Here is a 21,877-nt window from a genome sequence, read left to right as displayed (position 1 = left end):
GGCCGGTCTTTTCGGACAATTCGCTTGGCCGCTCGTCGTGTCGGCGCCCGGCCGTACGGGTGATTACGACTCCGGTCCGGTGAACGCCTCCGCGCGGGCCCGCCCGTCGACGCTGTGGCTGAAGACCCGCGAGTCACCGTCGGTGGTGAGCGTCTGCCCGGTGAGCGTCGCGTGCAGGGGCATGGCCGAGGTCATCTCGGCCCGCACCCGCGGCAGCGCCGCCGGATGGGTGTCGCGCAGCCAGGTGACGAGGTGCTCACGCACGAAGCACCGCAGATCCCACAGCTTCGGCGCGTCCTCGGCGCTGACGAGGGCCCGCAGCTGCATGGCGCTGCCGGTGGCCTCCACGACCTGCAGCACCGACACCCGCCCGTCCCACAGGTCGGTCGACTCGAGCGCCCGGCGCAGCTCCTCGCGCATCTCGGGCACCGGCAGCCACCAGTCGACGTCGAACATGACCGCGCCGAGCAGGGCCGATTCGCTGCGGGTCCAGTTCTCGAAGGGCTTCTCGGTGAAGTACGACGTGGGCAGGATCAGCCGCCGGTCGTCCCACACGTGCACGACGACATAGGACAGCGTGATCTCCTGGACCCGCCCCCACTCCTGCTCGACGATCACGACATCGCCCAGCCGTACCGCGTCGGAGAAGGCGAGCTGCAGCCCCGCGAACATGTTGCGCAGCACACTCTGGGCCGCCAGACCGGCGATGACCCCGGCGAACCCGGCGCTGGCCAGCACCGACGTCCCGACGATCCGCGCCTGCGGAAACGTCATGAGCATCACCGCCACGGCGAGCACCGCCACGACCGCCACGGTGACCCGCCGGATCATGACCACCTGCGTGTGCACCCGCCGAGCATTCCGGTTGTCCGGCACATCGGTCCGGAACCGAGCGAGCGCCGCATCCTCAGCCACCACGAGCAGCGCCGCAACGAGCCACGCCGCCGCCCCGATGATGATCAGCTGATCGGCATGCAGAAACGCATGCCGCCACGACGCCTCGTCAGCGCTACTGCGAACCGAGAAGTAGACAGCGCACAGCACGACAACCCACTGCGTGGGCCGATGCGCCCGCTCAGCCAACTCGGTAGCCAGCGCCGACCGCCGCCCGGCGCGCAGCAGCACCCGATGCACGATGTGCACCGCAAGCAACGCCAGGAGCGCCGCTCCGAGCGCGATCCCCAGCGGCATGAGCGTGTCGAAGACCGTATCCCGCATTTGGCCGCGCTTACCCGCAACGGGTGATCCCCACACAACCCGGGCGAGGTGATCAGGATCCCGCCCTCCACCTCCTCCACCGCAACACGCCGACGACCCCGACGGCCACAACCCCAACCACCCCGATCCATACGCCCCAACCACCGACACCCCCACCGCCCCCCACCGGCCCCGATCCCACCTCCGACGGCACCGCCGACACCTGGGGGGCGGCGGAGGGGAGGGTCGCCGTCAACGCAGCCAACGGATCGACGACCCCGAAACCGAACTCCTCGTCGCGGCCGGGCTTACCTTTGTCCACCGCGGTAGCGGTGATCCGCCGAACCACCTCCGGCCCCGACAGGCCGGGAAACTTGGCCCGCACCAGCGCCACCACCCCAGAAACAATCGCCGTCGCATAGCTCGTCCCTGAGCCGGATGCATATTGCCCGGCCGGTCTGGTGGACACGATATCCGCCGCGGGAGCAGCGACCAGCGTCTCCGGCCCAGTCGCTGAGATACTGGCGTGCTCACTGTTACGGCCGGTTCCGCCTACCGCCAGTACACCCGGAAGCTTTGCCGGGAAGCCGACCTCAGTCTGTTCCGGGGTGTTACCGACGCCCGCAACCACAACCACGTCGGCTGTCAGTGCACGTTCAACGGCCTCCTGAAGTCGTGGGTCCTCGTTGGTCACCGCAGCGATGCAGATCACCTTGGCGCCGTGGGTGGTTGCCCAATCGACGCCTTCGGCCAACAGTGCCGGCGAGCCAATGCTGTCACCGCCCCTGGTGGTCTGAATGGGAAGAATCATCGACTTCGGCGCAATGCCGAGAACGCCCCCACCGTTCGGCAGGCCGCGTCCCGCAATGAGGCCGGCCACAGCAGTTCCGTGTCCGTCGGTATCGGTCCTTCCATCGGTGGTGTTTCCCTCGCCGAGGCCCTTACCCGAGAGAACGGCTGTCGTGAGCTCCGCGTGTCTGGTATCCACGCCTGTGTCGGGTATTGCCACGATCACACTTTCGCCCTGACTCACCTTGTGTGCATCAGCGATGCCGAGCGATACAAGGTGCCATTGCCTGTCTCGGACGGTGTCGGCGATCGCGGTGCCCGCAGTGACAAGCAGCAGCAGGGCGACGGCGGCCCCGCCGAAAGTCAAGCGGCCGACGGCGATCAACGGTCGATGCCCAGGACACCCGGGCCCGGATCGTGTGGTCGTTCGCTCGGCGGCTCGATCACCGGCGGCACGCCCTCAGCGACCGGCCAGACCTCGTTGCCTTCGGTCTTCCTCCTGTGCCTGCGTCGCTCGATGTACTCCTCGTAAGAACGATCCCGATATCCGCCTGCAGTGCCGCTGGTGGATCGAGTATCGCGCGTCTCCGACCCCGAAACCGATCCGCGCCTCGCCTGACCGGCTTTTGCATCTGGGGCGCCCGGCCGGATGTATTGGCCGGTCACTGGCGACACCGGCGGCCCGTCAGTCTGCTGGGGTCGTGCGGGCCGTATTACCCCTCCTGGAGGCAGGACGCCGGGTCGGATCGGAACAAGGGGCGATGATCCAGGAGTTGCTGTTTGCGTCCGGTCTCCACCCCCGATCACACCCGGCGAGCCAGTGCTGGGGATCCCGCCACCGCCTGCGGGCCAACCGCTGGCCAGCGCTGGGCTGTCCGCGATAGTCGCCGCATCTCGCGGATCTGACGGCGGCGGAGGATCAAAAGCAGGGGCGGGCAGTGGTGGCGTACGGGTTCCGGTCGCAACAGCGCCTCCGCCTCCAGCTGACAGCGACTGGCTGCCCGAGTCCGTACCGACGTTGATCGGCTCACCGCTGATACCGACTCGGCGATACTTGGGCATGCCCACGTTGATCTTCCGAGCGGCGGCAACGACCTTTGCGTCGGCGGCGATGAGGATGTTTCGGGCTTGCTCGTCCGCTGCCGCATTGTCCGTGGTGGGCACGGCGAGGCCGGCGCCGATCGGACGGCGGCCGTAGTCGGCTACCAGCGGCTCCAGCTGCCGCCTGGCATCGCGGATTGCGGCGAACGCCTCGTCGACGCCGATGCACACGTAGCCCGCCGCGCCGGCTGTGGCTTCGAGCGCGTCGATCATGTCGTTGATCTGCGCGACGAAGGCGGTGGCGGCTTCGCTTCGGTCTGGGGGCCAGCCCTCGGTCAGGCGGTCGCGGTGGGCGCGGAGGTTGTCGCGCTGCTGGGTCAGCGCCGTGCGCAGGCGGTTCAGGGTGTTGACGTGGGTGAAGCCCGACTCCGGGTCCTCGTCCTGCAGGATTTTCCAGAGGTCCGGCAACCGGTACCCGCCATAGGACTCCACCATCAGACGAGCCTGCCCGTCTCCGGGTCGGTCGCGCTCGTCTCCGCCGACACGGAAGCCCTGGCGTTGCCGAGGGCGCCGCTCACCTGATCGGCGGTCAGGGTGTCCGCGGACTCGTAGGCGTCGGCTACGGAGTGGGCGGCCCGGGCCAGGACGGCGCCGTTGTGGAGCAGTACCTCCATCAGTTCGAACAGGTCCTGCAGGCGGGCCACGTAGTCCCTGGCCGTCTGCTGGACCTCTGCGCTGACGGCGCGCAGACCGAACACCGGGGCGCCGGAGAAGAGATGCAGCGTCTCGACCTTCTCGGCGGACAGGTGGATGTCCAGGTCGCGCTGCAGGTCGGCGCCGAAGGCGCGCACCGTACCGGGATCGGCCACGAAGCCGGATTGATCACCCACCGCGCCCCTCCCCAACACCGTGTGCACTGCGACGGTATCGGAGCAGATCGGCGCTCAGCGGACCCCGAGCGCCGATCCTCAAGAAGACGCAAAAGCCGAAAAAGGGTAGAACCGCGCTCAGGCGGCGGTGGTGTCTTCGGACTTTTCCTTGTTCTTCTGGACCTTGCTGATGACGTCGTGCAGGGGCTTGGTGCCGCTGCCCACCACGACGCCCGTGATGATGGCGTCGATCCAGACCGGGATGCCGTGCCAGCCGTCGCCGGCTATGGAGTGCAGCAGGTACAGGCCGCCTGAGGCGGAGGCTACCGTGGCCAGGGCTACGGCTATGCCCCAGGAGATCAGGCCGCGGTCGGCGCGGCCGCGGTCGACCATCGACTTGGCGTGCGCCACCTGGATCAGGTCGTCGAGCGTGGCGTCGTGGTACTTGTTCGCCATGTTGGCCACGGCCTTCTCCAGGTCGCCCTTCGCGTGGCGGCCCGGCATGAAGCGGGCGAACGGCTCCAGGACCCGCTCGACGGCGGTGGCGAAGGCGAACAGGACGCCGAAGAGGGCTGTGGCGTCGGGGAGGTGGATCTCGTCGGCGTTGATGCCGTAGTGGTACAGGGACCAGGAGCCGGCGCCGCCCGCGGCCACCAGGACGAAGGCGGCGATCAGGGAGCCGATGCCGGCCGGCTGGGTGGTGACGGCGGCCGCTTCGCTGCCCGGGGCCGGGGGTGGGGCGTCCGGGCCGACGGTGACGGCGGCGCCCATCTCGGGTGCCGGGATTCGCTGTGTGGCCTCCTGGTCCGTGGGAGCGGGGGACCCGGCGCCGGCGGGAGCGGCGGTGGGTGCAGGAGCCGCAGCGGGTGGCTGGGCAAGGTTTGCGGGTGCGACGGTGGCCGCGGCCACGACCCGGTTGCTGTTGGAGCCTAGGACGGTTGTGCGCCGGACCAGTGCCATGCGCGAGAGGCTAGCGCCCGTCGATGAGTCTGATCATCCGGGGATCGTGGAGCCGACACTTGCCGGCTGCGAGTAGCGCATCAACACGAAAGGGCCGAGGTCGACGGCGGTGTGGACGAGGATCGGCAGTAACAGGCTGCCGCTGAACGAGTACAGCACCGTGGCGCAGAGGCCGAAGAGCGTCGTGGCGGTGACGCCGGTCCAGCCCTGGTACAGGTGGCCCAGGCCGAAGAACAGGCTCACCGCGAGCGCGGCCCAGATGAACGGCAGATGCAGCACGCCCACCGCAAAGGCCAGGAAGGCGCCGCGGAACACGATCTCCTCGCCGATGCCGGCGGTGCATGCGGTGGCGACGCCCCACGCGCGTTCGCGGCCGTTGCGAGGCAGGAGGAACGCGACCCTCGGCGGTGCGCTGACCACCCGGCGGCCCCGCAGGGCCAGGAGGCCGACCATCGCCGCGAAGGCGCCGAGCGCGAACGCGAACCCGGAGAAGGACGGCCGCTGCAGACCGTAGTCGGAAGGTCGCAGTCGCGGGTCGGTGAACAGTGGCACCAGTGCGACGAGCGTCAGCAGCCACCAGCTCAGGACGTACCGCCGATGGAATCTTGTCCGGCCGTCAGGCCGAGCCTCGATCTGCGCCCGGCGGCGGGCGACAGTCACCGGGGAGCGGGCGATGCGCACCACGAACCAGGCGGCGAGCAGTGCCACGACCGTCGCGCCCACGGGGCCGAAGTGTGGATGCACGGCGACCATTCTGCGGCAGGCAAAGGGGCCGCCGTGATGCACGGCGGCCCCGGAAGCCTTACTGCCCTGGTGAGAACGACTACGCCGCCGCCGAGGCGGAAGGAGCCGCGGAGGTCGAGGGGACCACGACCGTCGCGTCGCCCGGCGGGGGAAGTGCGCTGCCCTTCACGTACTCGTCCCAGGGCTTGTCCCAATCGGTCCAGCCGTTGCCCCAGGCGAGCTTGCGGGTCGTGTTCTTGACGATCACGACGTCGCCGATCTTGGTCAGGTTGTACAGGTACTTCGCGTTGGCCACCGACACGTTGGTGCAGCCGTGCGAGACGTTGCGCTTGCCCTGGTCGCCTTCGGACCAGTCGGCCGCGTGGATGTACTCGCCGCCGCTGGTGATGCGCTGCGTCCAGTACACGGTCTCGCGGTAGGGGTCCTCCGGGTCCGTGCCGACGAACAGCTCGGACTCGTTCTTGTCCATGACCACCATGCTCCCGCTGGAGGACGGGGTCTTGGCCTTGCCCAGGCTGACCGGGACCGTCTTGATGACCTGGCCGTTCTGCTCCACCGTCATCTGGTGGGTCTTGTCGTCGGTCGTCATGACGATTCGGTCGCCGATGCTGAACGTGCTCGTGACGTCCTTGGAGCCCCAGCCCGTCTTGGTGAGCTGGAGACCGCCGACCGCGAGCCGGACGTTGATCTTCGTGCCGGCCTGCCAGTACTCCTTCGGCCGGTAGTGCACCTCGCCGCCGTTGAACCAGTACCAGGTGCCGACCTGCGGCGGGTTCGTGGTGACGATGAGCCGCTTCTCCACCGCCGCCCGCATCTCCTGCGGGACGCTGGAGCCGAACCGCACGACGATGGGCATGCCCACGCCGTACGTCTTGTTGTCGGCGACCGCCGTGGAGACGTTTACCGTCTTGCCCGGCTTCGCCATCGTGGTGAACGTGACCTTCTTCCCGGCGCTGTCGCCGGCCGAGGTCACCGTCGCGGTGTACTGCGTGCCGTACTTGAGCTGCGAGCCGGGAACCCACGACTTCCCGTCGGCGCTGATCCCGCCGGCCACCGCGGCACCCGAGGCATCCGTCAGCGTCACCTGGGCGTTACTGCCCGGATCGGCCTGCAGCGCCAAGTCGGTCGCGGTGGAGACGTTGTTCGCTCCGTCGTTGGGCGCGGCGATCGCCGCCTTCGGCAACTCGGCGGCGGACGCGGAAGCCGAGGGGCCGCCGGCACTGCTGTCCGAGCCGGTCCATTTCGGTTTGACCGAATCGTCGCTGTTGCTGCAGGCCGCAGCGAGAAGTGCGACGCTTGTCAGAGCGGCGATCGTGGCCAGTGCGCGTGCGGAGACTCCCATGTCCACACCTCCTTCGTTGGGCTAGAGCATGTACCGGTTACGACACCGGTGTATCCCGTGTTCATGCCACCTGGTTCGAAACGCGAGAGATCTTGCAACATCGTAGGAAGGCCGCAAGCTCGCGGCCATCCATTCGTCAGACGTCTTCCGGACTGTCAGAGGTTGCGTGACAGTTCTGTAACGAGCGGGAGCGGCCCCGGCCCGTGGGATTTGTCACGATCTCACGCAGTAGGTTCACGCCCGCACGCACGGTACGTTGTGCGGCAACATACGCGGCGGGCGCGCTCGCATGGTGGTACGGACTCGGGTACCGATCATGCAACTTGCGTCCGCTCTTCGCGTACACTGGCAAGACCGCTCCTTTAGGGCCGACGTTGTCCCGACTCGCAATCGATGACGTCAGGAGGCCCGATGGTTTTCCCCGGACCGCAGCAGCAGGGTCTGTACGACCCGGCCTTTGAGCACGACGCCTGCGGGGTGGCCTTCGTCGCCGACATCCACGGCCGCAGGTCCCACGATGTCGTGTTCAAGGGGCTCTCGGCGCTGCGCCGGATGGACCACCGTGGCGCCCGCGGAGCCGAGCCGAACACCGGCGACGGCGCGGGCATCATGATCCAGATCCCGGATGCGTTCCTGCGCGAGGTCGTCCCGTTCGCCCTGCCCCCCGCCGGGCAGTACGCGACAGGCCTCGCCTTCCTGCCCACCGACGACGCCGCCGCCGCTCGCGCGCAGCGGGTCCTGGAGAAGTACGCCCTCGTCGAGGGGGCCCACGTGCTCGGCTGGCGCGACGTGCCGGTCGACGCCACCGACCTCGGGGCCACCGCGCTGGCCGCCATGCCCCGCATCCGCCAGGTGTTCCTCAGCGCGGAGAAGCTCGGCGCGCCGGGCACGGTACTGGAAAGCCTCGACCTGGACCGCGTCGTCTACTGCGTGCGCAAGCAGGCCGAGCGGGAGACCCGGGAGCGCGGGCTCCAGCTCTACCTGCCGTCGCTGTCGTCCCGCACGATCACGTACAAGGGCATGCTCACCCCGGACCAGGTCGTCTCGTTCTTCCCCGACCTGTCCGACGAGCGCGTCGCCTCCGCGATCGCGCTCGTGCACTCCCGCTTCTCGACGAACACGTTCCCGTCCTGGGAGCTCTCCCACCCGTACCGCATCATCGCCCACAACGGCGAGATCAACACGATCCGCGGCAACCGGAACTGGATGGCCGCCCGCGAGGCGCTCCTGGCCAGCGAGAACCTGCCGGGCAACATCCGCCGGCTGTTCCCGATCTGCACGCCCGAGGCGTCGGACTCGGCCAACTTCGACGAGGTCCTGGAGCTGCTGCACCTCGCGGGGCGCAGCCTGCCGCACGCGGTACTGATGATGATCCCGGAGGCCTGGGAGAACGACCCGCGGATGGACGCGCACCGCCGGGCCTTCTACCGCTTCCACGCGTGCCTCATGGAGCCGTGGGACGGGCCGGCCAGCGTCGCGTTCACCGACGGCACGGTCGTCGGCGCCGTGCTCGACCGCAACGGGCTGCGCCCGGGCCGCTGGTGGCAGACGAGCGACGGGCTGGTCGTGCTGGCCAGCGAGGCCGGCGTGCTGGACCTGGACCCGGCCACCATCGTGGCCAAGGGCCGCTCCGCCCCCGGCAAGATGCTGCTCGTCGACACCGCCGCCGGGCGCATCCGCACGGACGACGAGATCAAGGCCGAGCTGGCCGCGGCCGAGCCCTACGAGGAGTGGCTGCACGCGGGCCTCATGGACCTCGAGCAGCTGCCGGAGCGCGAGCACGTGGTGTACACCCACGACTCCGTCCAGCGCCGCCAGCAGACGTTCGGTTACACCGAGGAGGAGCTCAAGATCCTCATCGGCCCCATGGCCCGGGTCGGCGCCGAGCCGCTCGGGTCGATGGGCACCGACACCCCCGTGGCGGTGCTCTCCACCCGCCCGCGGCTGATGTACGACTACTTCACGCAGCTCTTCGCCCAGGTCACCAACCCGCCGCTGGACGCGATCCGCGAGGAGCTGGTCACCAGCGTCGCGGCCACCATCGGCCCGGAGGGCAACCTGCTGCGCCCCGGGCCGGCCTCGTGCCGCCAGATCGCGCTGCCGTACCCGGTCATCGACAACGACGACCTGGCGAAGATCCTGCACATCGACGAGGACGGCGATCTGCCGGGCTTCAAGGCGGTCCGGGTCTCGGGGCTCTACCCGGTGCGCGACGGCGCGACGGGCCTCAAGCGCCGGCTCGTCGAGATCATGCGCGGCGTCTCCGAGGCCATCGAGGACGGCGTGCGCATCCTGGTGCTCTCCGACCGCGACTCGACCGTCGACCTGGCCCCGATCCCGTCGCTGCTGCTCACCGCGGCCGTCCACCAGCACCTGGTCCGCGAGCAGACCCGCACCCAGGTGTCGCTCGTCGTGGAGTCCGGCGACTGCCGCGAGGTGCACCACGTGGCGCTGCTGTCCGGCTTCGGCGCCTCCGCGGTCAACCCCTACCTGGCCTTCGAGAGCGTCGAGGACCTGATCAGCACCGGCGCGCTGGCCGGCGTGGACCCTGACAAGGCGATCTACAACTACGTCAAGGCGCTCGGCAAGGGCGTCCTGAAGATCATGTCGAAGATGGGCATTTCGACAGTCTCGTCCTACTGCGGCGCCCAGGTCTTCGAGGCCGTCGGCCTTGACCCGCGCTTCGTGGAGCGGTATTTCACGGGCACACCGAGCAAGATCGGCGGCATCGGCCTGGCCGAGGTGCACGCGGAGATCGCCGCGCGGCACTCCCGGGCCTACCCGGCCAACGACGCTGAGCGCGCGCACCGGCGCCTCGAGGTCGGCGGCGAGTACCAGTGGCGGCGCGAGGGCGAGCTGCACCTGTTCAACCCCGAGACCGTCTTCCTCCTCCAGCACGCGACCCGCTCGAAGCAGTACGACGTCTTCCGCCGCTACACCGGCAAGGTCGACGAGCTGGCCGGGCGGGCCGGGTCCCTGCGGGGGCTCTTCGAGCTGCGCACCGGGGTGCGCCAGCCGGTGCCGATCGAGGAGGTGGAGCCGGCCGCGGAGATCGTCAAGCGCTTCGCGACGGGCGCCATGTCGTACGGCTCCATCTCGGCCGAGGCCCACGAGACGCTCGCCATCGCCATGAACAACATCGGCGGCAAGTCGAACACCGGTGAGGGCGGCGAGGACGTCGACCGGCTGCACGACGCCCGCCGCCGCTCGTCGGTCAAGCAGATCGCCAGCGGGCGGTTCGGCGTCACCACGGAGTACCTGGTCAACGCCGACGACCTGCAGATCAAGATGGCCCAGGGCGCGAAGCCCGGCGAGGGTGGGCAGCTGCCCGGCAACAAGGTGTGGCCCTGGATCGCCAAGACCCGCCACGCGACGCCGGGCGTCGGGCTCATCTCGCCGCCGCCGCACCACGACATCTACTCGATCGAGGACCTGGCCCAGCTGGTCTTCGACCTCAAGAACGTCAACCCGTCCGCGCGGGTGCACGTCAAGCTGGTCTCCGAGGTCGGCGTCGGCACCGTCGCCGCCGGCGTGGCGAAGACCAAGGCGGACGTCATTTTGATCTCCGGACATGACGGGGGTACCGGTGCCTCGCCGCTCAACTCCCTGAAGCACGCCGGCACGCCGTGGGAGCTCGGGCTGGCCGAGACCCAGCAGACACTGCTGCTGTCGGGGCTGCGCGACCGGGTGAGCGTCCAGGTCGACGGCCAGCTCAAGACCGGCCGCGACGTGGTGGTCGCGGCGCTGCTCGGCGCCGAGGAGTACGGCTTCGCCACCGCGCCCCTCATCGTCTCCGGCTGCATCATGATGCGGGTCTGCCACCTCGACACCTGCCCGGTCGGCATCGCCACCCAGAACCCGGTGCTGCGCAAGCGGTTCACCGGCTCCCCGGAGTTCGTCGAGAACTTCTTCTGGTTCCTGGCCGAGGAGGTCCGCGGATACCTGGCCGAGCTCGGCTTCCGCACCCTCGACGAGGCGATCGGCCACACCGAGCTGCTCGACGTGCGCCCGGCCGTGGACCACTGGAAGGCCGGCGGGCTCGACCTCTCGCCGCTGCTGCACGTGCCGCCGCTGGCCGACGACGCCGCCCGGCGCCAGACCACCAAGCAGGACCACCGCCTCGAGCGGGCCCTCGACAACCAGCTCATCGCCGCGGTCAGCCCGGCGCTCGACGCCGGCGAGGCGGTCAAGCTGGAGGTCGCGGTCCGCAACGAGCACCGCTCGGTCGGGGCCATGCTCGGCGGCGAGGTCGTGCGGCGGGTCGGCGGCACCGGCCTGCCCGACGACACCGTCGACATCACGCTGCGCGGCGTGGCCGGGCAGTCCTTCGGCGCCTTCGTCCCCACCGGCGTCACGCTCCGGCTGGTCGGCGAGGCCAACGACTACGTCGGCAAGGGCCTCTCCGGCGGCCGGCTCATCGTGCGGCCCGACGAGCGCGCCCCGTTCGTCGCCGAGGACCAGACCATCGGCGGCAACACGGTGCTCTACGGCGCCACCGCGGGCAAGCTGTTCATGCGCGGCCGGGCCGGCGAGCGCTTCGCCGTGCGCAACTCCGGCGCCCTCGCGGTCGTCGAGGGCGTGGGCGACCACGGCTGCGAGTACATGACCGGCGGCACCGTCGTCGTGCTCGGCAACACCGGCCGCAACTTCGCGGCGGGCATGTCCGGCGGCGTGGCGTACGTCTGGAACCTGAACCGGGGCCTGGTGAACGCCGAACTTGTCGACCTGCGCCCCGTCACGGACCCCGAGAGGCTGCGGCTGTACGTCGAGGAGCATCGCGCCGAGACGGGCTCCGCGGTCGCGGAGCGCCTGCTCGCCGACTGGGACACCGCAGTGGCAGAGTTCACCGAGGTCATGCCGCGCGACTACGAGCGCGCGATGGAGGCAATGCGGGCCGCCGAGGCTGCCGGCCGCGACGTGGATGCGGCTGTCATGGAGGTTTCCCGTGCCTGACCCGAACGGTTTCCTGCGCTACGAGCGGCGGCTGCCGGCTCGTCGGCCTGTGCCGGTACGACTGCGGGACTGGCGTGAGGTCTATCCGCCGGCGTCGGACGAGCTCATTCGCGAGCAGGCCAGCCGGTGCATGGACTGCGGCATCCCGTTCTGTCACGACGGATGCCCACTCGGCAACCGCATCCCCGACTGGAACGACCTGGTCCGCACCGGTGACTGGGACTTCGCGATCGAGTCTCTGCACGCCACGAACAACTTCCCGGAGTTCACCGGGCGGCTGTGCCCGGCACCGTGCGAGGCGGCCTGCGTGCTGTCCATCGCCGGCGGCCAGGCGGTCACCATCAAGCAGGTCGAGGTCGAGATCATCAACCGGGCCGTGGCCGCGGGCCGGATCGTGCCGCGCCCCGCTCCCGAGCGCTCGGGCAAGAGCGTCGGCGTCGTCGGCTCCGGCCCGGCCGGGCTCGCCGCGGCCCAGCAGCTGGCCCGAGCCGGGCACGACGTCGTGGTCTACGAGCGCGACGACGCGCTCGGGGGCCTGCTGCGCTACGGCATCCCGGACTTCAAGCTCGAGAAGGAGCACGTCGACCGCCGCCTCGAGCAGCTGCGCGCGGAGGGCGTCGAGTTCCGGACCGGCGTCAACGTCGGTGTGACGGTGTCCGTCGACGACCTGCGCGCGTCGCACGACGCGCTGCTGCTCGCCTGCGGCGCCCTCGCCGGCCGCGACACCCCGGACACCCCGGGCCGCCCGCTGCACGGCGTGCACCTGGCCATGGAGCACCTGGTCGAGTCCAACCGGGTAGTGGCCGGCAAGCAGCCCTCCGCGGCGATCTCGGCGGCCGGCAAGAACGTCATCATCATCGGCGGCGGCGACACGGCGGCCGACTGCCTCGGCGTCGCCCACCGTCAGGGCGCGGCGTCGGTCCTGCAGCTCGACCAGTACCCGCTGCCGCCAAGCGAGCGCGACGAGTCCCGCGACCCGTGGCCGACCTGGCCGTGGATCCTGCGCAACTACCCGGCCCACGAGGAGGGCGGCGACCGCGCGTTCGCGGTGGCCGTGACGTCCTTCGAGGGCGACGACGACGGCAACCTGACGGCGGTGCGCATCGCCGAGGTGCAGGTGTCCAGAGTGGACGGCCGCCGGGTGGTCTCCGTGGTGGAGGGGACGGAGCGGGAGTACCCGGCCGAGCTGGTCCTGCTCGCGATCGGCTTCGAGGGCACCGAGGAAGGCCCGCTGCTGACCAACCTGGGCCTGACCCGCAACCGCCGGGGCGGCATCGACACCGACTCCACCTGGCAGAGCTCGGCCCCCGGCGTCTTCATCGCGGGCGACATGCACCGCGGCGCCTCCCTGATCGTGTGGGCGATCGCGGAGGGCCGCGCGGCCGCCGCCTCGATCCACGCCTACCTGGGCGGCGACGGCACCCTGCCGAGCCCCGTCGAGCCGACGGCGGTGGCGCTGTCGGCGTGACCCGCCGGCCGGCCACCGGCCGCCTGACCGCCGTCGGGTCGCCGGTGACACTGCCGGCCCGGCTGCCGTCCGGTCGCTGACGGCTCGGCCCAGCTGACCGCCGGCCGCTCGCCGGTGGCCCTATCGGCCTGAGTTGCCATTCGGGAGCGGTCCTCTTTCGGGGGCCGCTCCCGGGTACCACCCGGCCATGAAGTGGCTGGTCACCCCGGTTTTCGCGGCACTTTGGATCCTGCTGTGGCAATCCCCCGCGCGCGCCGAATCCGCCTCGGGCGGCAATTTCTCCGCCGACATGAGCACCGCCGTCCGGGTAGCCGAACACTATTGGGCCCACAAGATCGTGGGCTTCCAACCCGTGACCAAAGTCATCCCATACACCGAGGACGGCGAGGTCATGTGCGGCACCCAGGCGATCCCCACGCAGAACGCCGCCTACTGCCCGATCGGTGACTTCATCGCCTACGACAGCGCCTGGTCGGAGCAGATCTACACCAAAATGGGCGACGCCTTCGTCTTCTACCTGCTGACCCACGAATACGGCCACGCGATTCAGGAACGCCTGGGCATCAGCTACCAGTACACGATCTTCCAGGAGCTCAACGCCGACTGCCTCTCCGGCGCCTCGCTCGGCGACTCGGTCCGCAGCGGCGACCTGGACCTGGAGACCGGCGACGTCGAGGAGCTGAAAGCCGGCCTGGTCTCCGTCGGCGACCCGAAGGACGAACCCTGGTTCCAGGAAGGCGCCCACGGCACCCCCGAACAGCGCCAGCTCTCCTTCTTCGACGGCTACGACAAGGGCCTCGACGGCTGCGGCCTCCACACCGGCCGCCTGTCGGCGATCCCGACCCAGCAACAATCCCCGACATTCCCGACCACCCCGTCCACAACCACCCCGACCTATCCGTTCCCGGGCACCACAACCCCCGACCCCAACCCCTTCCCCGGCTCCACCAACCCGTTCCCCAGCACCACATTCCCCCCGACCCGCAACCCGTTCCCCGGCTGGACGAACCCCACCCCGGCCCCGAAGTGGCCGTTCCCGATTCGCGCCTTCTTCACGAGCACCACTTCGGGGTCGCCGCACCCCTGACCCCTCCGGTACGGTCGCGAGTGTTCCGATCCGCACAGCGACGGGGAGGCCGCAGTGGGTGATCACCAGGGCTTCACCACCGATCCGGCGGCCCTGCACACCTTCGCCACCGACCTCCAGCACGACCTGGACGTCCACCTGTCCGCGAGAAGACCCAAACCCTGCACCTCTTCTCCGCGGCCGGCCTGTTCGGCACCGCAACGGCCAGCCCGGACGTGCACCGGGCCGCGCTCACCTACCGCGACCGGCTGATCGAGCTCTTCGACGTCCTCGACACCCTCATCCACGAGGGCGCCGCGATGGCGGAGGCCGCCCACGCCATAGCCGACGCGTACACCGAGGCCGACGCCCAGGCACGCACCGACCTGACCGTCGAGGGCGGCCGCTGATGCCGGAGACCTACCTGTCCTACCGCCTCCCGGACCTGTGGAGATCCCTGGCCGCCGAGGATCCGGACGCCGGCTTCACCCACGTCAACACCCTGAACCGCCTCCGCGCGGCCCTGGAACAGCAGCGCGACAACCTCCGCACCCACCGCGACCGCCTGACCGAGTCCTGGCCCCCGGACCGCAGCGAGGCCGCCGCCGCGTTCGTAGCCCGCATCAATGGCCTGCTCGACGTCATGACCACAACCGCCGCCGCCACGAGCCGCATCACGACCGGCGTGGACCAGACCTACGCCGCCCTCCGCGACGCCCGCCGCCTCCTCGAATCCCTGATGACCGAGTTCCACAAACACCCGACCGCCCCGGGCCTACCCATCACCGTCGGCCGCCCCGACCTCGACCGCGAGGCCAGGCAGACCCTCATCACCACCGACGCCACGATCGTCAAGGCAACCGCCCTGATCGACACGCCCCTGCCCGAGCCGATGCTGGCCCCGGCCGACAGCACCGAAACCGTCGACCCCGGCGCGCCGAGCGGCGGGATCGCTCGGCTCGAAAGCCGCACGTCGAGCGGGAGCGCGCAATCGACGCTGCTCCCGGCGCCGGTGTTCGACCCGCCGCGTCCGGCCCTCACCGACGCCGGCCCGACCACCGCAGGCCCGATCGGCGGCGGCACAGGCCCGGTCCTGACCGGCCGCCCCGGCGACTGGACTTCGCCGGCACCGCAGCCGGATTTCTCCGGGTTGATCGGCGGAGGCCCGGGAACCAGCTTGAGTCACCCGACGTCGAGCCAACCCACGGCGCCGTCGGTCCTCGGCCCGGGCGGGGTCATCAGCGCGCCGAAACCGCCGAGCACTTCGGTAGCGCCGCCGCCATCCACGACAGCACCGATCGGCGGAGCCGTCCAACGGGCCGGAGCTACCCCGCCCACCGCTCGACGCCGAGCTGCCGGAAGCCAGATCATCGCACCCGACCAGACCCGCGCGCACAGAGCACGCGGAGCTTCCGACGGTTACCGGGACCCGTCGTACGAGGCGTACCGCCAGCGACGCCGCGCCGGCCGGACCGAGGGCGACCAGGACGAACGGTGGCCGGTGCGGGAAGGCGTGCCCCCGGTGATCGAGGCGCCCCCTGAACGACCGCACGACCCCGGCCCCGGCGTGCTGGGAATCGATCGTTGACCGGCCGGCGACGGCGCGCCGGTGCGGTGCTGGCGGCGGTCATGCTCGCGCTCGTCGCGAACCCGACTCCGGCCGGCGCCGACAGCATCCGGGACAGCGAATGGCACCTGGCCGCGCTCCGGATTCCGGAGGCGCAGCAGTTCAGTCAGGGCGACGGCGTCATCGTCGCGGTGGCGGACACGGGGGTCGAGGACACACGCGCCGAGCTCGCCGGGGCCGTGCGGCCCGGCAAGGGATTCGGTGAGGGCAACGACGGCGACGGCCGGAGCGACCGGATCGGGCACGGCACGGCAATGGCCGCCTTGATCGTCGGACAGGGGGTCCAGCACGATGGCGGCGTCCTGGGCGTGGCGCCGAAGGCGACGATCCTGCCGCTGAAGGTCATCACGCGCGAGGACGGGTTCGGGTCGCCGGAGCCGATGGCGGCCGGTGTTGAGTGGGCAATCGACCAGGGCGCCCAGGTCATCTGTATCGCCGCGCAGACCGGTGAGGACGATCGGCTCGAGAAGGCGATCGAACGCGCTCTGCGGTCCGATGTGGTGGTTGTGGCTGCGGCAGGCAACCGACCGGCGTCGACCTCGGTCGCGTTCCCCGCCAGGCTTCCCGGCGTTCTGGCCGTCGGTGGGACCGACAGCAGTGGTGCGCATGCCGACATCGCGGCGACCGGGCCGGAGGTTCTCGTGGCCGCGCCCGCGGTCAAGGTCATGTCCGTGGGGCTCGGCGACAAGTATCGGCTGGGCACCGGGACGAGTGATGCGACGGCCATCGTGGCCGGGGTCGCGGCGCTCGTCCGGGCCAGGTTTCCGGACCTGCCCGCCGCCGCGGTCGTCCACCGCATCACGGCCACCGCCACCGACAAGGGCAAGCCCGGCCGCGACGACGAGTACGGCTTCGGCATCGTCAACCCCGTCGCCGCGCTCACCGCACAGCTCCCGTCCACCCCACCGCCACCGCCGGAAACCGCCGAGCCGCCCCGGCCCAAGGCGGACGGCGACACGGCCAAGTGGGCGGCCGGCGCGGGAGCGGTGCTCGTCGGCGTGCTGGCCCTCGTCGTGGTGCGTCGGCGGCTCAGAGGATGAGCAGGCCGTCCGTCTGACCGCGGTCGGCCAGCCCGGTCAACGCCGCCCCCGCGTCCAGATACGGCAGGTACGGCAGGTCCGACGGCTGCGCCCGCAGCGCCTGGGTCGTATGGTGCGGCGGGACGGTGCCTGTCGGATACGCGCGGGCGCAGCGGGCGTCCACCGCCCCGTGGCGGGTCGCGAACGCCGCGACGGCGTCCCAGTCGGCGGCCGGGGCGGTCGTCGGCAACGTCAGGCCCGGCGGGGAGGGGTACACGTCGACGCTCGTGAAAGGTTCGCTGCCGGCCAGCCACCACGACGCGGCGCGGACGGCCGAGCGGAGCGGGAACTCGCACCAGTACGGCACCAGCCCCGCCCGGATCACGTGCCACGGGTCCAGGAGGCGGCCGCACTCCACCACGAGGCGGTTGCCGGTGCGCGCGCCCGCGCGCAGCCAGGTGCGGTACAGGTCGGCCACCGCGCCGCTCAGGACGTCCGGGTGGCGGTACAGGATCTGGCGGACCGGGTGGCCGTGCGCGGACGCGAAGCGGCGGAGGTCCTCGACCAGGGTGCGATCGACGCTCTGCTCGCCGTCGCTGTCCACCGCAGGCTCGCCCAGGACCGCGACCGCGCGGCGGTCGAGGTAGTCGTCGGGGGTCAGCCCGGAGGCGCGGCTGCCGAGCTGGAACGCGTACCCGGGCCGCCCGGCCACCGTCGGCCACCGGCCAACGTCGCGCGTGACGATGATCGGCGCGCCCGGGCGCAGGTGGTCGGCGATCCAGTCGCGGTACGCGGCGGGCAGCCGTAACCACCGCACCACCGCATACGCCGCCGCGGAGGCCGACCAGCCACGCCAGACCGGGTCGTACACCTGACGCACCGCGACGTCCGGATTCGCGGCGAGGACCGCACCCGCGCCCCGCTCGCCCGCGTCCGCCGCTGCGGTGTTGTCCTCGGCGGTACTCCCCACACTCCCACTGCGCCGCGCGACGTCCGGAGTCGCCAGCTCAAAAGCGGCCGGCAGCCAAGGCACCCCGAGCGCGCCCGCGAGATGAAGCGCCGCGCCGTGCGGCGAGCCGATGACGAGCCCCTGATACTCCCCCGGAGGCAGCTGCCCGGTCAGCCACGACGCGACCGCGCCCGCATCAACGGCACCGGCATTGCCAAACCCCCAAAGAGCCGGCCGCTGTACTCCCCGACGCTGCGCCAGCATCCGCCCGGACGCGATCGCCAGCGCCACCCCGAGCCCGGTCGGCCACTGCCGGTCCACGCCCCGCGCGGTCCCCGTCCGCCCCCTCATGCCGCTCCCCCCAGATCGTATGAACGCTCCGGTCCTGCCCAGGCCCACAATCCCTAAACCCGCCCCCCAACGACCAGCCCCGCTCCCCCGCCCCAGCCCCGCCCGCGCAACAACCACCCAACTCCCGAGCGACGCACTCGACAACCAACCATCCAAGCCCACGCCCCGGCCCCGCAGCACCACCCACGCCCCGCCCCCGCGCGACAAGCATCCAATCCCCCACGCCCACATCCCCGCCCGCGCCCGCGCGACAACTACCCACGCCGTCGACCAACGCGCCCGAGCGACAACCGTCCGCGCCCTCGTGCCGGCGCCTCGCCCCCGCCCGGACCCACACCTGCGCCTACGCGCCAAACGCCCACGCCCCCGAGCGACGCGCCCGAGCCACGACCGTCCCCGCCCGCAAGCCCCGCGTGGGAGCGACGCAAAGCCACGCGCCCGAGCCACGCGCCCGAGCCACGCGCCCGAGCCCCCCGTCCAAGCCACGCGCCCGGGCCCTTCGTCCAAGCCACGTGCCCGAGCCGCGCATCCGAGCGACGCGCCCGAGCGACGACGAGCCGGGTCCGCGCGCCGGAAGCCAAGGCCACGGGCCCGAACCCCCTGCCATAGCGGTACGGACCTGGAACCCGTAGACTCGCTACACATGAAGGCGGACGCGCTACGCGGGCATCTCGACGCACTCCTGCTCGCGGTGCTCGACGGCGAACCCCGCCACGGGTACGCCATCATCGAAGCCCTCCAGGAGCGCTCCGGCGGCACGCTGTCGCTGCCCACCGGCACCGTCTATCCCGCCCTGCGCCGCCTGGAACGGGCCGGCTACGTGGAGAGCGCCTGGTCAACGGTCGGCGGCCGCGAGCGGCGCACCTACCGCCTCACCAGCGCCGGCCGGAAGGTGCTGTCCGAGGAGCGCTCGGCCTGGCAGGAGTTCACCGACACCATCGGTGCGGTCCTCATGCCCCCACCGGCCCCCGCGAACTGACCGACTGCAGCACGGCGACCGCGAGCCGACAACCCGCGAGCCGACACCCGCGACGAAGCGACGAAGCGACGAAGCGACGAAGCGACGAAGCGACGAAGCGACGAAGCGACGGCAGGCTACGCGACCGAGCGGGTCCTGAGGCCGCCCGTGACCTGCACGCACCGGACCGACAGCAGGCCCGCGTAGACGAACGCGCCCAGGTTGAAGGCCATCCCCGCGATCAGCGGCGGCCAGGTCACCGCGGCCGGCCACTGGTAGAGGCTCAGGCCGAGCACCGCGGCGCCGAGGAGCGCGTGCAGTGGCAGGAACGTCACCGCGCCCACGCCGACCAGGCGGGCGTAGCGCAGGCTGCCGCGCGAGAAGCCGACAAGCACCAGGGCGGCGATCACGGCGGCTATGAACGACGTGTACATGAAGTGGTCGACCAGCAGCCAGTAGTACGGCTTCACGTTGTCCGTCCGGCTCCACGGGCTGTCCCACCACATCAGCGGGGCCAGGACGTTGACCAGCGGCAGGGCCAGGGCGATCCAGGTCACGGTGCGGCGGCCCTGCTGGACCGCGAGCTCCTCCTGGTAGGCCGGCGCGACCTCGTCGAGCGTCCCGAACTCGGCGACCGCGCGGCGCTCGGCCGCGAGGTCCGGGAGGCCGTCGTCGGCGAAGGCGAGCGCGGCGTCCTCGAGGCTGTGGCGGGCCTCGGTGATCATCTCCGCGCGCGGGCGCCGCGGCCCGCGCAGGGCCGCGTTCAGGTCGTCGACGTAGGCGTCGATCGGGCGGACGGGTCTGGGCACACCCACGTCTCCCAGAATCCCACAGCGTTCACGTCAGTGCCAGAAGTCCCGAAGCACCCGGGACGATCGTCACTCGTCCGTCGTCGACGGTCACGATCTCGTCGAAGCCGGCCAGGTCGGCCCGGCGATGGGTGACGACGACAACGGTCCGCTCGCCGGCCGCCCGCAGCGCGGTCGCGAGGACGGCGGCGGCCGCCGCCTGGTCGAGGCCCTCGGTGGGCTCGTCGAGCAGCAGTACCGGCGGCGGGTCGACGAGCGCGCGGGCCAGCAGGAGCCGCTGGCGCTGGCCGCCCGACAGGTGGCCGCCGTCCTCGCCGACGAGCTCGTCGAGGCGCTCGCCGTACTCCACCAGCCCGGCCGCGCCGAGCGCCGCCCGCAGGTCGTCGTCGGTGAAGCCGTCCCGGTCGAGCAGCAGGTTCTCGCGCACGGTCGCGTGGAAGACGTGCGCGTCGGCGAAGACACCGCCGGCCACCTGCCACGGCTCGGCGCCGGCCGGGCGGCCCTCAACGCGCCCGCCCGTCGGCTCCAGTCCCCCGGCCAGCACGGCCAGCAGCGTCGACTTCCCGGACCCGCTCGCCCCGACGACCGCCACCCGCCGGCCGGCCGGCAGCTCGAGGTCCACCGCGCTGAGCACGTCGCGGGCACCGTGCGGGTAGCGCACCGAGACGCCCTCCAGCCGCAGCGAGACCGGCTCGGGCCAGACCCGCTGCCCGCCGAACACGCCCCCGCCGACCGGACCGGCGTCGCCCGACCGCCGGCGCGACGACTCCACAACCACCGCGCCGTCCCCGAAGCCACCCGCCCGCCGGCCATCCGCCGCGTCACCACCGACCGGCGCCGTATCGCTCGGATGCGGCCGGGGCGACGACTCGGGCACGCCGTCGACGCGCCCGCGCGCCCACCACCCGCCCGCGGCGTCACTGCCGGTCACGTCCGTGTCGCTCGGATGCGGGCGGGACGGCGACGGCTCGGGCGCGCCGTCGACGCGCCCGCGCGCCCGCCGGCCGCCAGCGGCGTCACCGCGGGTCACGTCCGTGTCGCTCGGATGCGGGCGGGACGGCGACGACTCGGGCGCGCCGTCGACGCGCCCGCGCGCCCACCACCCGCCCGCGGCGTCACTGCCGGTCACGTCCGTGTCGCTCGGATGCGGGCGGGACGGTGACTGCTCGGGCACGCCGTCGACGAACTCGCGCACCCGGCGTACCGCGGCCCGGACCTCGGTCTGCCGCGCGGACGCGGCGGCGAGTGGCACCACCACCTCGCCGACCGTCAGGGCGATCAGCGCAAGGACGGGCACCGACGGCCCGGACACGAGCAGGGCTATGGCCAGCGCGCTCCCGGACGGCACCAACGCCGCCGCCGCGGCGATGAGGCCGCCGACAGTCGCGGCGCGCGTCTCCAGCCGGGCCAGGCGCTGCCCCCGCGCGGACGCCTCGGCCAGTGCAGCGGGCATGGCTCCGAAGGCCAGCAGCTCGGCCGCGCCGTGCGCGATGTCCACAGTAGACTCGACAACCGATGCCCGCGCGGTCGCGAGCTCGGTGCTCTGGCCGGACATGGCCCGGGCGAGCATCGGGAGCAGCACGCCGGCGACGAGCAGGCCGGCCAGCAGGAGCAGCGCGGCGGGCGTGGAGACGAGCGCGAACCCGGCGACCGTCAGCGCCCCGACGAGGGCGGCGACGGCGGCGGGCAGGACGGCGCGCAGCAGAAGGTCCTGCACGGCGTCCACATCGGACAC

At 71.6% G+C, this 21,877-nt stretch carries 17 protein-coding genes; 7 read left to right on the top strand and 10 right to left on the bottom strand.

Translation table 11 applies throughout. From position 1 onward, the window contains the following. Positions 1 to 63: 63 nt before the first annotated feature. The 7 genes from Dvina_RS09665 to Dvina_RS09635 all read right to left on the bottom strand — a co-directional run bounded on the left by Dvina_RS09665 (position 64) and on the right by Dvina_RS09635 (position 6,942). Positions 64 to 1,218 carry a mechanosensitive ion channel family protein gene (locus tag Dvina_RS09665; protein ID WP_246656119.1) on the bottom strand — a complete coding sequence of 385 codons (1,155 nt, stop codon included), beginning with the start codon at positions 1,216 to 1,218 and terminating at the stop codon, positions 64 to 66. 52 nt (positions 1,219 to 1,270) lie between these two features. Beyond that, positions 1,271 to 2,371, bottom strand: a complete 1,101-nt coding sequence (locus tag Dvina_RS09660; RefSeq protein WP_223102107.1) for a S8 family serine peptidase — start codon at positions 2,369 to 2,371, stop codon at positions 1,271 to 1,273. Next, entirely contained in the window at positions 2,368 to 3,522 is a 1,155-nt protein-coding gene (locus Dvina_RS09655) for a hypothetical protein (protein ID WP_223102105.1), read from the bottom strand. The genes Dvina_RS09660 and Dvina_RS09655 overlap by 4 nt, the downstream gene beginning before the upstream one ends. Next, positions 3,522 to 3,917, bottom strand: coding sequence for a hypothetical protein (locus tag Dvina_RS09650; protein WP_223102104.1), 396 nt, complete (start codon positions 3,915 to 3,917; stop codon positions 3,522 to 3,524). The genes Dvina_RS09655 and Dvina_RS09650 overlap by 1 nt, the downstream gene beginning before the upstream one ends. A 117-nt stretch (positions 3,918 to 4,034) precedes the next feature. Next, positions 4,035 to 4,856: a hypothetical protein gene (locus tag Dvina_RS09645; protein ID WP_223102102.1), complete on the bottom strand. Its 822-nt coding sequence runs from the start codon at positions 4,854 to 4,856 to the stop codon at positions 4,035 to 4,037. Positions 4,857 to 4,889: 33 nt separating this feature from the next. Continuing rightward, positions 4,890 to 5,600: a CPBP family intramembrane glutamic endopeptidase gene (locus Dvina_RS09640; RefSeq protein WP_223102100.1), complete on the bottom strand. Its 711-nt coding sequence runs from the start codon at positions 5,598 to 5,600 to the stop codon at positions 4,890 to 4,892. 79 nt (positions 5,601 to 5,679) lie between these two features. Continuing rightward, complete coding sequence (locus Dvina_RS09635) at positions 5,680 to 6,942, bottom strand: L,D-transpeptidase (RefSeq protein WP_223102093.1); 1,263 nt, start codon at positions 6,940 to 6,942, stop codon at positions 5,680 to 5,682. A 411-nt stretch (positions 6,943 to 7,353) separates the two neighbouring features. Between Dvina_RS09635 and gltB the strand changes: the two genes are divergently transcribed. From gltB to Dvina_RS09605, 6 genes are all read left to right on the top strand, one after another. After that, a complete protein-coding gene (gene gltB, locus Dvina_RS09630) occupies positions 7,354 to 11,895 on the top strand; it encodes a glutamate synthase large subunit (RefSeq protein WP_246656118.1) in 4,542 nt (1,513 codons plus the stop codon). After that, a complete protein-coding gene (locus Dvina_RS09625; RefSeq protein WP_223102089.1) occupies positions 11,888 to 13,363 on the top strand; it encodes a glutamate synthase subunit beta in 1,476 nt (491 codons plus the stop codon). The genes gltB and Dvina_RS09625 overlap by 8 nt, the downstream gene beginning before the upstream one ends. Before the next feature lie 352 nt (positions 13,364 to 13,715). Continuing rightward, positions 13,716 to 14,450 (top strand): neutral zinc metallopeptidase, encoded by a 735-nt coding sequence (locus Dvina_RS09620; protein ID WP_223102088.1) that lies wholly within the window; start codon positions 13,716 to 13,718, stop codon positions 14,448 to 14,450. Between the two features lie 215 nt (positions 14,451 to 14,665). Continuing rightward, a complete protein-coding gene (locus tag Dvina_RS09615; protein ID WP_223102086.1) occupies positions 14,666 to 14,839 on the top strand; it encodes a hypothetical protein in 174 nt (57 codons plus the stop codon). Then, complete coding sequence (locus Dvina_RS09610; RefSeq protein ID WP_223102085.1) at positions 14,839 to 16,017, top strand: hypothetical protein; 1,179 nt, start codon at positions 14,839 to 14,841, stop codon at positions 16,015 to 16,017. Before Dvina_RS09615 ends, Dvina_RS09610 begins: the two co-directional genes overlap by 1 nt. Next, entirely contained in the window at positions 16,014 to 17,096 is a 1,083-nt protein-coding gene (locus Dvina_RS09605) for a S8 family serine peptidase (protein WP_223102084.1), read from the top strand. Before Dvina_RS09610 ends, Dvina_RS09605 begins: the two co-directional genes overlap by 4 nt. Here Dvina_RS09605 and Dvina_RS55120 read toward each other — a convergent pair. Beyond that, the gene (locus Dvina_RS55120) at positions 17,086 to 18,375 is read right to left on the bottom strand and encodes a hypothetical protein (protein WP_223102082.1); all 1,290 of its coding nucleotides are present in this window, start codon (positions 18,373 to 18,375) and stop codon (positions 17,086 to 17,088) included. The two genes, Dvina_RS09605 and Dvina_RS55120, sit on opposite strands and share 11 nt — an antisense overlap. 643 nt (positions 18,376 to 19,018) lie before the next feature. Between Dvina_RS55120 and Dvina_RS09595 the strand changes: the two genes are divergently transcribed. Then, positions 19,019 to 19,354, top strand: coding sequence for a PadR family transcriptional regulator (locus Dvina_RS09595; protein WP_223102080.1), 336 nt, complete (start codon positions 19,019 to 19,021; stop codon positions 19,352 to 19,354). A gap of 116 nt (positions 19,355 to 19,470) precedes the next feature. On the opposite strand, the gene Dvina_RS09590 is transcribed toward Dvina_RS09595, so the two are convergent. Beyond that, positions 19,471 to 20,148, bottom strand: coding sequence for a permease prefix domain 1-containing protein (locus Dvina_RS09590; protein WP_223102079.1), 678 nt, complete (start codon positions 20,146 to 20,148; stop codon positions 19,471 to 19,473). Between the two features lie 22 nt (positions 20,149 to 20,170). After that, the gene (locus Dvina_RS09585) at positions 20,171 to 21,877 is read right to left on the bottom strand and encodes an ATP-binding cassette domain-containing protein (RefSeq protein ID WP_223102078.1); all 1,707 of its coding nucleotides are present in this window, start codon (positions 21,875 to 21,877) and stop codon (positions 20,171 to 20,173) included.

The organism is Dactylosporangium vinaceum (genome assembly GCF_019904175.1).
Classification (GTDB): Bacteria; Actinomycetota; Actinomycetes; order Mycobacteriales; family Micromonosporaceae; genus Dactylosporangium; species Dactylosporangium vinaceum.
This window is presented reverse-complemented; position numbering and strand designations above follow the sequence as displayed.